This window comes from Ruegeria sp. CDSA021 (assembly GCF_059612325.1).
This window is the reverse complement of sequence record NZ_JBXWQJ010000003.1, coordinates 16,481-32,217: the sequence shown is the minus strand read 5'-3', so window position 1 is coordinate 32,217 and position 15,737 is coordinate 16,481. Positions and strand designations below refer to the sequence as shown.

The 15,737-nt window shown below is 56.8% G+C and carries 13 protein-coding genes and 1 tRNA gene; 9 read left to right on the top strand and 5 right to left on the bottom strand.

Annotated elements, in window-relative coordinates; all coding sequences use genetic code 11:
* Positions 1–2 precede the first annotated feature (2 nt).
* The 4 genes from AC2FLD_RS04540 (at position 3) to AC2FLD_RS04525 (ending at position 4,396) form a co-directional block, all read left to right on the top strand.
* Positions 3–959, top strand: coding sequence for an ABC transporter permease (locus tag AC2FLD_RS04540; protein WP_496667702.1), 957 nt, complete (start codon positions 3–5; stop codon positions 957–959).
* On the top strand, positions 956–1,771 hold the full coding sequence (locus AC2FLD_RS04535) for an ABC transporter permease (RefSeq protein WP_050602946.1): 816 nt from the start codon (positions 956–958) through the stop codon (positions 1,769–1,771). The genes AC2FLD_RS04540 and AC2FLD_RS04535 overlap by 4 nt, the downstream gene beginning before the upstream one ends.
* Positions 1,768–3,405 carry an ABC transporter ATP-binding protein gene (locus tag AC2FLD_RS04530; RefSeq protein ID WP_496667701.1) on the top strand — a complete coding sequence of 546 codons (1,638 nt, stop codon included), beginning with the start codon at positions 1,768–1,770 and terminating at the stop codon, positions 3,403–3,405. The genes AC2FLD_RS04535 and AC2FLD_RS04530 overlap by 4 nt, the downstream gene beginning before the upstream one ends.
* Positions 3,406–3,559: 154 nt before the next feature.
* Entirely contained in the window at positions 3,560–4,396 is an 837-nt protein-coding gene (locus tag AC2FLD_RS04525) for an alkaline phosphatase family protein (protein WP_496667700.1), read from the top strand.
* Positions 4,397–4,426: 30 nt separating this feature from the next.
* On the opposite strand, the gene AC2FLD_RS04520 is transcribed toward AC2FLD_RS04525, so the two are convergent.
* The 5 genes from AC2FLD_RS04520 to AC2FLD_RS04500 form a co-directional block, all read right to left on the bottom strand.
* The gene (locus AC2FLD_RS04520) at positions 4,427–5,350 is read right to left on the bottom strand and encodes an alpha/beta hydrolase (RefSeq protein ID WP_496667699.1); all 924 of its coding nucleotides are present in this window, start codon (positions 5,348–5,350) and stop codon (positions 4,427–4,429) included.
* Positions 5,351–5,362: 12 nt separating this feature from the next.
* The gene (locus AC2FLD_RS04515) at positions 5,363–7,252 is read right to left on the bottom strand and encodes an acyl-CoA synthetase (protein ID WP_496667698.1); all 1,890 of its coding nucleotides are present in this window, start codon (positions 7,250–7,252) and stop codon (positions 5,363–5,365) included.
* A 159-nt stretch (positions 7,253–7,411) separates the two neighbouring features.
* Positions 7,412–9,232 carry an ABC transporter transmembrane domain-containing protein gene (locus AC2FLD_RS04510; protein WP_496667697.1) on the bottom strand — a complete coding sequence of 607 codons (1,821 nt, stop codon included), beginning with the start codon at positions 9,230–9,232 and terminating at the stop codon, positions 7,412–7,414.
* A 127-nt stretch (positions 9,233–9,359) separates the two neighbouring features.
* Positions 9,360–9,433 (bottom strand) — tRNA-Gly (locus AC2FLD_RS04505).
* Positions 9,434–9,538: 105 nt separating this feature from the next.
* A complete protein-coding gene (locus AC2FLD_RS04500; RefSeq protein ID WP_050602952.1) occupies positions 9,539–10,411 on the bottom strand; it encodes a MurR/RpiR family transcriptional regulator in 873 nt (290 codons plus the stop codon).
* Between the two features lie 94 nt (positions 10,412–10,505).
* Here AC2FLD_RS04500 and AC2FLD_RS04495 point away from each other — a divergent pair, with 94 nt between their 5' ends.
* The 5 genes from AC2FLD_RS04495 to AC2FLD_RS04475 all read left to right on the top strand — a co-directional run bounded on the left by AC2FLD_RS04495 (position 10,506) and on the right by AC2FLD_RS04475 (position 15,704).
* Positions 10,506–11,300 carry an N-formylglutamate amidohydrolase gene (locus AC2FLD_RS04495; protein ID WP_496667696.1) on the top strand — a complete coding sequence of 265 codons (795 nt, stop codon included), beginning with the start codon at positions 10,506–10,508 and terminating at the stop codon, positions 11,298–11,300.
* Between the two features lie 16 nt (positions 11,301–11,316).
* Positions 11,317–11,835: a TRAP transporter small permease subunit gene (locus tag AC2FLD_RS04490; protein ID WP_496667695.1), complete on the top strand. Its 519-nt coding sequence runs from the start codon at positions 11,317–11,319 to the stop codon at positions 11,833–11,835.
* Positions 11,835–13,160 (top strand): TRAP transporter large permease, encoded by a 1,326-nt coding sequence (locus AC2FLD_RS04485; protein WP_496667694.1) that lies wholly within the window; start codon positions 11,835–11,837, stop codon positions 13,158–13,160. The genes AC2FLD_RS04490 and AC2FLD_RS04485 overlap by 1 nt, the downstream gene beginning before the upstream one ends.
* Positions 13,161–13,227: 67 nt before the next feature.
* Positions 13,228–14,259 carry a TRAP transporter substrate-binding protein gene (locus tag AC2FLD_RS04480; RefSeq protein ID WP_496667693.1) on the top strand — a complete coding sequence of 344 codons (1,032 nt, stop codon included), beginning with the start codon at positions 13,228–13,230 and terminating at the stop codon, positions 14,257–14,259.
* Positions 14,260–14,351: 92 nt separating this feature from the next.
* Positions 14,352–15,704, top strand: a complete 1,353-nt coding sequence (locus AC2FLD_RS04475) for a glutamine synthetase family protein (protein ID WP_496667692.1) — start codon at positions 14,352–14,354, stop codon at positions 15,702–15,704.
* The last annotated feature ends 33 nt before the right edge of the window (positions 15,705–15,737 follow it).

The following is a 15,737-nucleotide window of genomic DNA, read 5'->3' as shown; positions in this document are numbered from 1 at the left end:
TAATGCATCCCATCATCAAACTGGTTTCCCAGCGCCTCGCGCTGGGAATTCTATTGCTGCTCGGCGCTTCGGCCTTGATTTTTGGCCTGACTGAAGCCCTTCCCGGAGACGCCGCGCAAGCCGTCCTGGGGCAGTCCGCCACTCCTGAAGCGCTTGCAAACCTCCGAGAAGAAATGGGCCTGAATCGCCCGGCCTTGACCCGCTATTTTGAATGGCTGGGTGGCATTGTTCAGGGCGATCTTGGCCAATCGCTGACCAACAAGTTGGATATTTCCGAGAGCATTGGAAAACGTTTAGGTAACACGTTGTTCCTGGCCTGTGTTGCCGCGATCGTATCCGTTCCTCTTGCGATTTTTCTGGGGCTGCTGGCCGTCCGGTACCGCAATCGGTGGCCGGATAAGCTCATTTCTGCCATCACGCTGACAACAGTATCGATCCCTGAGTTTCTGATCGGCTACGTCGTAATCTATTTTATCTCGGTCAAGCTGGGATGGTTTTCATCACTTGCGATGATCAACGACTCGATGTCCTTCTGGCAAAAACTGAATGCAATCGCCCTGCCCGCTTTTGTTCTGACGCTGGTGGTCCTTGCGCAAATGATGCGCATGACACGTGCCGCGATTCTGAACCTGATGCAATCAGCGTATATCGAGACAGCCGAGCTTAAGGGCCTGAGCATGTTTCAGGTTATCGCACGGCATGCCTTTCCCAACGCCATCTCACCTATCGTGAACGTCGTCATGTTGAACCTGGCCTATCTGGTCGTTGGAGTCGTCGTGGTCGAAGTGGTGTTCGTCTATCCCGGCATGGGGCAATACCTTGTGGATGCGGTGACCAAGCGTGACGTGCCCGTCGTTCTGGCCTGCGGCGTAGTGTTTGCCGCTGTTTACATCGGCCTGAACATGGTTGCGGACGTCGTCTCGATCCTTGCCAACCCAAGACTGAGGCATCCGAAATGAAAAATATTCCTATTTCGGCTCTGATTGGCCTTATATTCACAGGCGCCTATTTCTTCGTGGCTATCGCAGCCCCGTTGATCGCGCCTTACGGGATGGCAGAAGTGGTCGGCGATGTATGGGAACCGGCCAGTGCCAAACACCTGTTGGGCACGGATAACATCGGTCGCGACCTGCTGACCCGCATGATCTATGGCGGGCGCACGACAATCTTCATTGCTGCTGCGGCGACTCTGCTCAGCTTTCTGACCGGTACCTCGCTGGGCCTGTTGGCTGCCGTTCTGGGCGGTTGGGCAGATCAAGTACTGAGCCGGGCAGTCGACCTTGTCATGTCGATCCCTACACTGATCCTGGCGTTGGTCATTCTGGCCATCGTTCCGGTAACTGTTCCGATCCTGATCCTTGTCATGGGCCTTTTGGATGCGACGCGCCCCTATCGCCTTTCGCGATCTGTTGCCGTCGACATCAACGTGATGGACTATGTCGAAGCAGCAAAACTGCGCGGTGAGGGACGGGCTTGGATCATCTTCCGGGAAATCCTGCCAAACGCATTGTCGCCATTGGTGGCCGAGTTTGGTCTGCGGTTCATCTTCATGGTGCTGTTTATCTCAACCCTGTCCTTCCTCGGGCTCGGCGTTCAGCCGCCTTTGGCCGACTGGGGTGGCATCGTGAAAGAAAACAAGGACGGCATCGTCTATGGCATTGGCGCGGCTCTGTACCCCGCTGTGGCCATCGCGACACTGGCAATCTCGGTCAACCTTGTGGCTGACTGGGTCCTGAACCGAACCACATCACTGAAAGGAGGCCGGGGATGAGTGATACCCTTCTCAAGGTCCGCGACCTCAAGATCGGTGCGACCGTCTATCCACCGGGCGAGAAACCCCAGGATATCGAAATCGTGCACGGGGTCAGCTTTGACCTCGAGCGCGGCAAGGTCCTGGGGCTGATCGGTGAATCAGGTGCCGGTAAATCCACCATCGGCCTCGCCTCGATGGCCTATGGCCGTGGTGGCGTCGAAATTACCGGAGGCGAGGTTTGGGTCAACGGACGCGACATCCTAAAGTCATCGCATGGTGATATCCGCAATCTGCGCGGTGGTGAGGTTGCGTATGTCTCCCAGTCCGCCGCGGCGTCGTTCAACCCCGCCAAGAAGATCATGGATCAGGTTGTCGAGGCTGCGGTCGAGCACAAGAAGTTTTCGCGCAAAGAGGCCGAAGGCCGCGCGCGCGAATTGTTCGCCAAGCTGGGCCTGCCCGATCCTGACAATATCGGCAATCGCTATCCGCATCAGGTTTCAGGCGGTCAGCTGCAGCGTTGCATGACCGCGCTGGCGCTGTGTCCCGAACCTGATCTGGTGGTATTTGACGAACCGACCACGGCGCTGGACGTGACCACGCAGATAGACGTTCTGATGGCAATCAAGGATGCCATTCGCGACACCGGCGTTGCCGCATTGTACATCACGCACGACCTGGCCGTCGTTGCTCAGGTCAGCGACGAAATCATGGTTTTGCGGATGGGCGATACGGTCGAGTATGGCAGTACCGATCAGATCATCAACAACCCGCAGGAAGAGTATACCCAGGCGCTTGTCTCGGTCCGCTCAATCGAGCACGAAGAAAAACAGCCCACATCGGAACCGGTGCTCAGCGTCGACGGTATCACCGCGCGCTACAAAGGGCTGAACTTCGACGTGCTGCACAATGTCAACGTTGAGCTTCATCCGGGGCAGACGCTGGCAGTTGTGGGTGAGTCCGGCTCGGGCAAATCCACACTAGCACGTGTGATCACAGGTCTGCTGCCACCGCGTGATGGTGAGATCACCTTTGCCGGGCGCAAGCTCTCACCAGACCTCAAGGGCCGCACCCGCGAGGATCTGCGTGAGCTGCAGATGATCTATCAGATGGCAGACGTGGCCATGAACCCGCGTCAGACCGTTGGCACGATCATTGGCCGTCCGCTGGAGTTCTACTTCAACATGCGCGGCGCCGAGAAGCGAAAACGGATCATCGAACTGTTGGATGAGATCGAGTTGGGTGAAAAGTTCATCGACCGCTATCCTGCGGAACTGTCCGGCGGTCAGAAACAGCGTGTCTGTATCGCGCGGTCACTGGCGGCCAAGCCCAAGATGATCATCTGTGACGAGGTGACCTCGGCGCTGGACCCATTGGTGGCGGACGGTATCCTCAAGCTGTTGCTGGACCTGCAAAAGATCGAGGACGTGGCCTATCTGTTCATCACCCACGATCTGGCGACGGTCCGTGCGATCAGCGATAGCATTGCGGTAATGTATCAGGGGCGCGTGGCACGCTATGGCTCAAAGAGCCAGGTGCTGAGCCCGCCGTTCGACGACTATACCGACCTTCTGCTCAGTTCGGTGCCCGAAATGCATCTGGGTTGGCTGGAAGAAGTTGTCGCCCATCGCAAGATGGAAAGCGCCGGAAACTAACACGGTTCGTGACACTCCCATGAAGATTTGAAATCCCGGCGCTTTATCTGATGACAGGCGTCGGGATTTTGCTATTGGAGGCGCAAAGTGGCAGCCCGTGGATTGCGAATCTCATGGGGTCGCCTGAAAACAATGACTCTCGAAGGGCCTCGACATGGACCGTAAGCTTCTCCTCATCATTCTGGACGGCGTCCCCTATCGCAACTTTCGCCGCCTGTTCGGTAATCTCGAAGGCTGGGTCGACAGCGGCGACGCACGCGTTTGGAAGCTGCGCGCAGTGCTGCCGTCGATATCGGCTAGTTGTTATGCATCGATCCATACCGGTGTGACACCTCAGGAGCACGGTTGCACCGGCAACGGCAATGTTTTCCGACTGAGCCACAAGGACGTATTTAGCCAGGTGCGAGAGGCCGGTGGCGTGACCGGGGCCGTTACCCACAGCTACTGGTCGCAGTTCTTCAACCGTCACCCGTTCGACTACGTGCGCGACATCGAATATGATGAACCAGAGAGCATGACCATCAACCATGGTCGTTTTTACAGCATGACCGGCTATGGCAAAGACAATCAGATGACGCCGTCTGATGTCGACCTGTATGGTACACTTACCAATCTGTGCCTGCGCTTCGGTCTGAACTACGGCATTCTGCACACCTGTACATTGGACAGCATGGGCCACCGCTTCTACCATGACTGCGAAGAGATGGACCACGCCTGTTTTGTCGCGGACGAGATGCTTGCCCCTTTCATTACCCGCTGGCGTCAACTGGGATATGAGGTCATCGTAACTGCCGATCACGGTCAGGACGAACGCGGCCATCACGGTGGGCGCGGCCCGCTGCAACAGGAAACAGCACTGTACTACTTTGGTGACGCCGAAGGGCCGGATGCAGACACCATAATCGACCAGCTGCAACTGGCCCCAACGATGCTGAAGCGCATGGGCGCACCTGTTGCCGAGACAATGAAGGGTGAAGTGTTCTTGCGGTAGGATGCGCCCACCTTCGTGGCTGCAAATGGCTTAATCGTAGGACCAGATCCCCTGCCCCAGTGCCTCGATGGCAACCGAAATACGTTCGAAGCTTTCTGCTGCGCGTTTGACCGAGGTCCGGGCGCGCAGGTAGCCGTGTACAAGGCCAGGCTCGTTGATCCAGTGCGCCTGGCCGCCCGCCGCGATAACGCGTCCGCAATAGACCTGCCCGTCATCGCGCAACGGATCGCAATCAGCGGTGATAACCACGGTTGGCGGAAGGTCAGAGAAATCACTGTCCTGCAAAGGGGCATAGGTCGGATCACCCTGCGGGTGGTCGCCTGAACACCGAACAGTTTCATAGAAAGTGATATCGTCCAGCGTCAGCAAAGGGGCGTGGGCGTGTTCAAGATACGAGCCTTGGCTACGGTCCCCTCCAAGCCCGGGATAGATCAGCACTTGCCCCAGAATGCCCTCAAGCCGTCCCCGCGTTTGATGTGCAACGGCGGCGGCCAGGTTCCCTCCGGCACTGTCCCCGGCCAAAACAAGCGGGTCTCCAAACTCAGCCGCGGCCCAATTCACAGCCGCCCAACAATCCTGAAATTGCGCCGGGTGCACGTGTTCGGGGCACAGCCTGTAGTCAACCGCCATCACTCGGTAGCCGGTCTGCGCGCACAGTTCAGCGCAAACGTCATCATGGCTGTCCAGCCCGCCCACAACAAACCCGCCGCCATGAAAGTAGACGACAGTGCGTGTGGGTTGACCGGCGCTATAGATACGGACCGGAACACCATCAGCGGTCTTGTCCTGTGTTTCCACTCCCTTGGGGCGCGGTTGGCGGAAATCCTGACACATGGTGTCGTAGACGCGGCGTTGATCCTCGATTGAAAGATCAACCGCATCATCAGGATAGCTTTCAGCCGTGCGACGTATGAACGCCCAGGTTTCCTCATCAATCAGGCGTTCATAGTCCATTGTCCCTCCGGCTTACTCAGACCACTCCCACGGCTGGGTATAAGCACCCAGCACTTTTGAGACATCGTCTTCCGAAGATCCGTTCGCGTCAAGCTGCGCGACAAGGCCGCGTTTTTTATCGTCGATCACCGAGACCACCCGCGCTGCAACATCCGCAGACTCAAGTGCTCCGTTGTAGATGCGCGTGATGGCCTGCTTGCGCAGATCGGGTTTAAAGACTTTGCCCACCGCAGTTTTTGGCAACTCGTCCAGAATGGTCATATGCTTGGGCTGCGCCGCGCGCTCATGCACATGAACTTTGCAGTACTCCATCAGCTCTTTTTCGGTGACCGAAGCACCGTCGACCAGTTCAACGAACGCACAGGGCACTTCGCCAGAATGCGCGTCGGGCTGGCCAATGGCCCCGGCAAAAGCGACAGCCTTGTGGCCCAGCAGTGCCTCTTCGATCTCGGCCGGATCGATGTTGTGACCGCCCCGAATGATCAGGTCCTTGGCACGACCCGTGATCCAAAGGTATCCGTCTTCGTCGAACCGCCCCAGATCACCTGTGCGCAGGTACTTTTCAAAGTAATAAAGATCTACGTTCTTGTCGGCCTCAGTATAAGTGTTGCCGGCATAAACACCCGGGTTCGAGATGCAGATTTCACCGATTTGATCGGTGCCGCATTCGTTCGGTCCATCCGGCCCGTCCTGAAGGATTTTCACGTCCGTATATGGGAACGGAATACCGATTGAGCCGATCTTTTTCTCACCGTCCACGGGATTGCACGACACAAGACAGGTGGCCTCGGTCAGGCCATAGCCTTCAACGATGGTGACGCCGGTGGCTTCTTCAAAGCGACGGAACAGTTCGACCGGCAGCGGGGCGGAGCCCGAGAAGGCCGTTTTCACGCTGGTGATATCAGCATCGACCGGACGCTGCATCTTGGCTGAAATCGCCGTAGGAACGGTGATGATAAATGTCACTTTCCAGCGTTCGATCAGCTTCCAGAAATTGTCGAAAACGCCGTCGCCACGATACCCGGCCGGTGTCGGGAAGATCACATGCGCACCCGAGGACACAGCCGCCATCATAATCACATGTACCGCAAAGACGTGGAACATGGGCAGCGGACACATGATGACGTCATTTTCGTCAAACAGCAGCGTATGACCCAGCCAGCCGTTGTAGACGAGGCCGGAATACTTGTGCTGCGCCACTTTTGGCATGCCCGTCGTGCCGCCGGTGTGGAAGTAACACGCAACGCGGTCTTCCTTACTGTCTTCGAATGTCAGCGTCGTCGGCTGCTTGGCCAGCTCTTTGTTAAAGTTCTTGTAATTCGCATGAGCCAGTTTTTCCTTGTCACCCATCTTGGGGCGTAGGAAAGGCACCAACCAGGATTTGGGCGGTGTCAGATAGCGGTTCAGGTCGATTTCCAGAATGGTGTTGACCTTGGGCGCGTGGCGAACAGCCTCTTCAACCTTCTGGGCGACATCCGTCTTTGGGAAAGATTTCAGCGTCACCACAACCTTGGCGCCGGTCTCACGCAGGATGGCCGCGATCTGTTCCGGCTCAAGCAGCGGGTTAATCGGGTTGACGATCCCTGCAACCGCGCCGCCCATCATCGTAACCAGCGTCTCGTTACAGTTAGGCAGCACATAGGCCACCACATCCTTTTCGCCAATGCCCAGCGACCGGAACAGGTTCGCCGCCTGGTTTACCTTGCCCTGCAATTGCGACCAGGTCAGAGTCTCGGCTTTGTCGGTTGGTCCCGAAAGCAGTTGAAAACTGATGGCATTGTGGTTGGGAAACTTCTCTGCCGTGCGCGACAAGAGTTGATGGAAGGTGACGGGCAGATCCCGATCCTCCCACGGCATTTCCTGTTCCATGCGCGTTTTGTCTTCCAATCCCACAAAGGCCATGTGGTTCCTCCCGTTATTTTCTCCCGCATTTGCGCGGGCTTGTTGTTCGCCTCCAAGATGGAAGTAAAACTAAGCCCGCGCAAGCGAGGGCTTAGCTGTGACAGTGGGTAAAATGTAGAATGACGCTACGGCGAAAGGGTTAGTGCCCGTGCGTCACTTCTATTCGGCAGCAACGCCATCGGTAAATTGCAGCCGTGCAAGCCGTGCGTACAGCCCGTCTTGAGAGACCAGATCGTCATGGCTGCCCTGCGCCACAATACGCCCTTCTTCCAATACGACGATGCGGTCGGCCTTCTTCACGGTTGCCAATCTATGCGCAACAATCAAGGTTGTGCGTCCGGCGCGCATCTGGTCCACCGCGCCCTGTACCGCGCGTTCGCTTTCCGCATCCAGGGCCGAGGTTGCCTCGTCCAGCAGCAGTACTGGTGCGTCGCGCAGGATGGCACGCGCAATGGCGATACGTTGCTTCTGACCACCGGACAACATGACACCGCGTTCCCCCACAAAGCTGTCATATCCTTCAGGCAAGGCCGCAATGAAATCATGTGCAGCGGCAGTGCGAGCTGCGGCTTCAACTTCGGCGTCAGTTGCATCCAGACGACCGAAACGGATGTTTTCACGGGCCGAAGCCGCAAAGATTACTGGGTCTTGCGGGACCAGCGCCATATGCGTTCGGAAATCTGCCCGCCCCAGTTCTTGCAGGTCGTGACCATCCAGCGTGACCCGGCCCGAATTGGGATCATAGAAACGCTGGATCAATTGAATGACGGTCGTCTTGCCTGCGCCGGACGGTCCGACAAAGGCCACCGTTTCACCCGGATTGACCTGCAGCGACAGATGATCCAGCGCGACGGTATCGGGCCGCGCGGGGTAACGGAAACTGACATCTTCGAACCGGATTTCACCTTTGAGGTCTTTGGGCAGGATTACGGGCTTGGCGGGATCGGTTACGGTGTCTTGGGCATTCAGAAGCTCAACCAAACGCTCAGTGGCACCAGCAGCACGCTGAATTTCACTCCAGATCTCGGACAGAGCCGCGACCGAACCTGCCATGATGATCGAATAAATCACGAACTGCACCAGCACACCTTCGGTCATCACACCGTTGCGCACGTCAATTGCACCCATCCACAGGACACCAACGATGCCAGAAAAGACCAGAAAGATCACAATGACCGTCAGGACAGCGCGGGTTTGAATGCGGCGCAACGAGACCTCATATGAAGTCTCTGTCATCTCACCAAATCGCTGGCGGCTGGCCTGCTCATGGGTAAAGGCCTGCACGGTCTGCACCGCACCCAAAGCTTCCCCGGCATTGCCGGACGACGCCGCGATCCAATCCTGATTTTCGCGGCTGATCACACGCAGACGGCGACCCAGAACCAGAATCGGAACAATGACAATCGGGATAAGCAACAGGACCAAACCGGTCAACTTGGCCGAGGTCAACAGCATGAGCACAAGCCCACCGAAGAACAACAGCATATTGCGCAGCGCGATAGACACCGAAGACCCAAGAACCGATTGAATCAGGGTCGTATCCGTTGTGATCCGGCTGAGAACCTCACCCGTCATGATGCGTTCATAGAATTCCGGGCTCATCGCGATCACGCGATCGAACACGGCCTTGCGAATATCAACGACCACGCGTTCACCCAAGCGCGTCACCAGCGCATATCGAATGCCGGTACCCACAGCCAAAACAGCGGCAATGACGAGTGCGGCCAGAAAGTACCAATCCAACAGCTCGCCATCCTGAATGCGAAAGTTGTCGATCACGCGCCGGACCGCCAGTGGTAGAGTCAGCGTCATGCTTGCAGTCAGAATCAACGCCAGTGTCGCGCCAATCATCAAAAGCTTGTAGGGCTTCATGAATGGCCACAGCGAGGCCAGCACCCCTATTTTCTTTGAGCGGGCCCGCTCTTCGCTGGCACCGGGTGCAGCGGCTGGTGCTGGTTTGTTGGCGGTCTGTCTTGCCATGTCGGGCCCTTATGGATTGAACGCTAGAAAGTGACAGCTTTCTTGGCCTCAGCCGCCCTTGTGGTCAAGCATCACGATAAGGATCAGCGACCCGAAAGGGCCATTTGACGCAGAAAGTTGGAGAGTTTGGAGCGGGTAGACGGAATCGAACCGACATAGCCTGCTTGGAAGGCAGGGGCTTTACCATTAAGCTATACCCGCAAATGGTTTGCGTTGGTTAAGTCATGCACCCGGGCGCGTCAAGCAGGAAGTGGCAAATTTTGTGCCTCCGTTTTTGCACCACAGCGCTTAGTCAGATTCGCCCGATCAATCCTGATTGCGGAATATCCGGGTCGAGGAAAAAAACTGCTCCAGTTCCTCGATCCGCTCCTTGCTTTCCTCCCACCGAGCCTCCTGCACTTCGGCAATCAGGGTTTCGGAAATCAGTTGCAGTGCTATCGTCGAATCCCAGCTTGAAGGGGCCTCGACCAAAGCGTGGAAGGTGTAATTGGCAGCCTTTCCGATCGGTGAGCCCCATTGATCCGTAAACAAAACAACCGTCACGCCCCGGCTCGAAGCGACTTGCGCCAGTTTTTCCAAATGCGCTTCGTACCGGCGGATGTCGAAGATCACCAGAACAGAGGACGCGTCCATATCCAGAAGGTATTGCGGCCACACATTGGCCGAATTGCCCAGCATCGTCACATTGGGCCGGATGATCTGCATGTGATTGAACAGGTAATCCGCGTTGGATCGGGTGATACGGCCACCCACCACATAGAGATGCCGATCCGTCTCGGCCAACAGCTGGGCAACGGTGTCAAACATCCCTTTGTCCAGACGCTCCAGGGTGTGGCGCATGTTTGTCCATACGGCTTGCGCAAAGCGGGTTGTCGGGTGTTCGGCCTCGTCATCGACGACCCAGGCATCCCGTTTCGAGATCGGTTTCTTGATCTGCGCGGCCACTTCTTCGCGCAGCGCATCCTGCAAATCTGGAAACCCATCGAATCCCAGTTTGCGCGCCATGCGAATAACCGTCGGCGTCGAGACCTGAGCCGCAGCCGCCAGCTTGGTGATCGATTGCAACCCTGCCATCGGATAGTCCTGCAACAGGATAGATGCCAACTGGCGCTCTGACCGGGTCAGTTCGTCCAGTTCATCCTGAATCCGCTGTTTGACGAGCTTCACAACGGTGGCCATCGATGCCCTCTCTTCTTAAATTTGTTACAGAGTATTCTCGTTTGTAATTTTGTCTACAGTAATTTTCTTGACAGGTGGGAAATTGCTGTAACAAATGCTACCTATGCTTCACGAGACCGAGTCATCACTGCTACAACCGACAGAAGCCCCGGCCGCCCGTGTGCTTAATGCACAAGGCCGCGCGCCTGCGGTTTTGGTGTGCGAACATGCCAGCCGTTTCATCCCGGCTGCTTTGAACGGTCTGGGTCTGGATGAGGATGCAGCACGGTCTCATGCGGCATGGGACATCGGCGCCTTAGAGCTTTCGGTTGAGTTGATGGGAGCGCTGGACGCACCATTGGTGCATTCCCGTGTCAGTCGCCTTGTCTACGACTGCAACCGTCCACCGGAACGCGAAGATGCGATGCCGCAACTTAGCGAAGTGTTCTCGGTTCCCGGCAACGCAAACCTGACGGCGGCCCAGCGTGCCCAGCGGGTTCATGATGTGTACGAACCGTTCCGGCAGTTGCTGTCATCCACACTGGACGCGAGAAGCGAACCGCCGATTGTCGTCACCATTCACAGCTTCACTCCGGTCTACAAAGGACAGAGAAGGACGGTGGAACTGGGCATTCTGCACGACGAAGACAACCGTGCGGCCCAGATCATGCTGCAACAGGCGCAGGGGTCCGGGCTGCGCGTTGCGCTGAACGAGCCGTATTCGGCGACTGACGGCGTCACGCATACGTTGCGGGAACATGCGATCAAACGCGGACTTCCGAACGTCATGATCGAGGTTCGCAATGACCTGATCGACACACCAAAAGGCGTGAACCGCATGGCAGGTCTGCTGGCGCCGATCCTGCAATCAGTCATCACCGCCCTTCCAGGCACAGGCGTAAAATCATGAGAACACGGGTATCGAAATGAATTTCATGCGGGGATATGTGGCGGTCATTGACCGCGCGAACCGCTGGATCGGGCGCGTGGTCATGTATGGCATTTTCGTCATGATGGGCATTCTGCTCTGGTCTTCGATCTCGAAAACCTTCTTTCTTCCGTCGCTATGGACACTGGAAATGGCCCAGTTCGCCATGGTGGCCTATTACATTCTGGGCGGCCCCTATTCGATCCAGATGGGGTCAAACGTCCGCATGGACCTGCTTTACAGTGAATGGTCCGATCGCCGCAGGGCTTGGACCGACGCGATCACAGTGTTCTTTCTGATCGTCTATCTCGGTGTGATGATCTACGGCGGATACGACTCGCTGAGCTATTCGCTGCAATATGGTGAACGCAGCCCAACCGCGTGGCGTCCGTACCTCTGGCCAATCAAGGTGATCATGGTCGTAGGGCTGTTCCTGATGTTGCTTCAGGCCATCTCGGAACTGTTCAAAGATATTTTGCGCCTCAAGGGCGATGACATCCCGCGCGAGGTGATTTGATGTCTTACGAAATGATCGCCATCTTGATGTTCTCGACCATGATGCTGATGCTGCTGACCGGGCAGCGGGTGTTTGGGGCCATCGGCTTTGTTGCCGTCATGGCCGCCCTGTTCCTGTGGGGGGATCGCGGTGGTTATGACATCGGCTTTTCCGCCGCCATGAAGCTGATGAAATGGTACCCGCTGCTGACGCTGCCGATGTTCATTTTCATGGGGTATGTGCTGGCAGAATCCAAAATCGCAGACGATTTATACAAGATGTTCCACGTCTGGATGGGCGGTTTGAACGGCGGTCTGGCCATCGGCACCATTGGCCTGATGGTTTTGATCTCGGCCATGAACGGGTTGAGCGTTGCCGGAATGGCCATTGGCGCGACTATTGCGCTGCCTGAATTGCTGAAACGTGGGTATGACAAGAAAATGGTAACCGGGGTGATACAAGCCGGATCATCGCTGGGTATCCTCGTGCCACCCTCTGTTGTGCTGGTTCTTTATGCGATGATCGCGCGCCAGCCGGTTGGCCAGCTTTGGTTGGCTGGGTTGCTGCCGGGGCTGATGATGGCTGCGATGTTCATCCTGTATATCGTGATCCGCTGCCGGATTAACCCAGCCTTGGGACCGGCGCTCTCGGCGGAAGAGCGCGACGTGCCAATGGCAGAGAAAATGCGCCTGTTGCGTGCAGGCTTGCTACCTTTGGGAATTTTCGCCGCGATGATGGTGCCGTTTGTGAACGGTTGGACCTCATTGGTGGAAAGCTCGGCCATCGGCGCATTGACCGCTTTTGCGGCCGCAATCCTGAAAGGCCGTATGACGCGCGAAGTGTTCGAGACCTCGGTGCGCTCGACACTGGGCATCACCTGCATGTTCATGTGGATCATCCTTGCGGCGTTGGCTTTTGGCGCCGTGTTCGACGGGCTGGGCGCGGTGCGCGCCATCGAGAACCTGTTCACCGAACGTCTGGGTCTGAACCCGTGGGTGATCCTGATCTTCATGCAGCTCAGCTTTATCCTGATGGGTACTTTCCTGGACGACACGGCCATGCTGGTCATCGTCGCACCGTTGTATGTGCCGCTGGTCGGGGCATTGGGGTTCGATCTGATCTGGTATGGCGTGCTTTATACGATCACGACCCAGATCGCTTATATGACCCCACCCTTCGGCTATAACCTTTTCCTGATGCGCGCGATGGCGCCACCAGAGATTTCGCTGCGCGACATTTACGGGTCAATCCTGCCTTTCGTGATGGTGATGACGCTTGCACTGGCTATCATCATGACCTTCCCGCAGATCGCGCTGTGGCTGCCAGAATTTGTCTACAACAAATGATCCCGGACCAAACCGGGGCATCGCGGGTATCCCCCGCATTGCTGAAACTGACCAACGGAGAGAGAGAATGACAAACAGACGTGCATTTCTGAAAGGTGCCGCAGCGGCCCCCGCTGCTGCGCTGGCGACGCCTGCATTGGCGCAATCGAAGATAACGTGGCGGATGCAAACATATGCCGGTCCGGCATTGGCAGAACACGTGATCGATCCTGCCATCAAGATGTTCAATGACATCGCCGGTGACCGGATGCAGATCGAGCTGTTCTACGCGGACCAGCTTGTGCCCACAGGCGAATTGTTCCGCGCAATGCAGCGCGGTACAATTGATGCGGTGCAGTCAGACGATGACTCGATGGCCTCGCCCACCGAAGTCACGGTGTTTGGTGGGTATTTCCCCTTCGCATCGCGTTACTCATTGGACGTGCCGGTTCTGTTCAACCAGTACGGCCTGAATGAAATCTGGGACGAACAATATTCGGCAGTCGGTGTTAAACACATCTCGGCCGGTGCATGGGACCCTTGCCACTTTGCGACCAAAGATCCTATCAATTCGCTTGCTGATCTGCAGGGTAAGCGCATCTTTACCTTCCCGACCGCAGGCAGGTTCCTGACACAGTTCGGTGTCGTACCGGTGACTCTACCTTGGGAAGATATCGAAGTTGCGGTTCAGACAGGTGAATTGGACGGGATCGCCTGGTCGGGCATTACCGAAGACTACACCGTGGGCTGGGCAGATGTGACCAACTACTTCCTGACCAACAATGTGTCGGGCGCTTGGGCGGGTCACTTCTTCGCCAACATGGACCGTTGGAATGAATTGCCGGAAGATCTTAAAACACTGTTCAAGGTCTGCACCGACCAGTCGCATTATTACCGCCAGTGGTGGTATTGGGGCGGAGAAGCCTCATTGCGCGTGAATGGCGACAAGCTGAAGTTGACCACAATCCCGGATGATGAATGGGCAACCGTCGAGGACGCGGCCGTCAAATTCTGGGACGAGATTGCGGCCGAGTCTGAGACAAAAGCGAAAGTTGTCGAAATCTTCAAACAATACAATGCCGACATGCAAAAGGCCGGTCGGCCTTATCGCTACGGTTAAGAAAACTGCATACTCAACCTGCCCCTTTCGTGGGGGCAGGTCTATCAGGACGAATGGCCGAAAACTCAATTCGGCAAAGACAAAGGTGGCACATGCTCACGTTCGAACATCTGAAAACGCAGGTATCCGAGGGATCGGTGGACACGGTTTTGGTCTGCATGGTCGATATGCAGGGCCGTTTGATGGGCAAACGCTTTCACGCAGGCCATTTCGTGGCCAGCGCATGGGAAGAGACACATTGTTGCAACTATCTGTTGGCCACTGATCTGGAAATGGCGACGCCCGACGGTTATGCCTCCACCAGTTGGGAGCGCGGCTATGGTGACTATGTCATGAAACCCGACCTTGATACGTTGCGCCCGGTTCCATGGCTTGAGGGCACGGTCATGGTAATGTGCGATGTGCTGGATCACCATACGCATGAAGAGGTGCCACACGCACCGCGTTCGATCCTGAAAAAACAGGTCAAACGCTTGAAAGCCATGGGCTACGACGCGATGACCGCGACGGAATTGGAGTTTTTCCTGTTCGAGAAGAGCTTTGACCAGATCCGCAAGGAGGGCTTCCGCGATCTGGAACCGATCTCGGGCTACAACGAAGACTATCATATTCTTCAAACCACCAAAGAAGAGCATGTGATGCGCCCGATCCGGAATCACCTGTGGGACGCGGGCATACCGGTTGAGAACTCGAAGGGCGAGGCCGAAACCGGACAGGAAGAGCTGAACATCAAATACGCCCCGGCAATGGATACCGCCGAGTATCACTCGATCGCAAAAAACGCGATCAAGGAGATTGCATGGCAGCACGGCCATGCCGCGACTTTCCTGCCAAAATGGCACCATGATAAGGTGGGCAGCTCGTCCCATGTGCATCAGTCACTGTGGGCCGATGGCAAGCCTGCGTTCTATGACGCGGACGACGCGTTGGGCATGTCAGCGCTGATGAAAAGCTACATGGCCGGTCTGCTGAAATACGCCCCTGATTATACCTGTTTCATGGCGCCCTACATCAACAGCTACAAACGCTTCATGAAGGGCACCTTTGCACCGACGCGGATCATCTGGTCGGTCGACAACCGCACCGCCGGTTTCCGCCTATGTGGGGATGGCACCAAGGCGGTTCGGGTCGAGTGCCGGATTCCAGGTTCGGACATGAACCCCTATCTGGCGATGGCCGGAATGCTGGCTGCTGGGATTGCAGGGATCGAGGAAGGGCTGGAGTTGCAGCCGCCCACCACCGGCGACGTCTATCAGGGCGAGACCGGCATGATCCCCGGCAACCTGCGTGCGGCACGGGATGCGCTGCATGGCTCGGCCATGTTACGGGAGGCCATGGGCGATGACGTTGTCGATCACTACGCCCGCGCAGCAGAGGTCGAGATCGAAGAGTTCGAGCGTGTAGTGACCGATTGGGAAGTTGCTCGCGGGTTTGAACGGGCTTGAGGTCGGGCCAGGTTGGGGGCTCTGCCCCCAGAC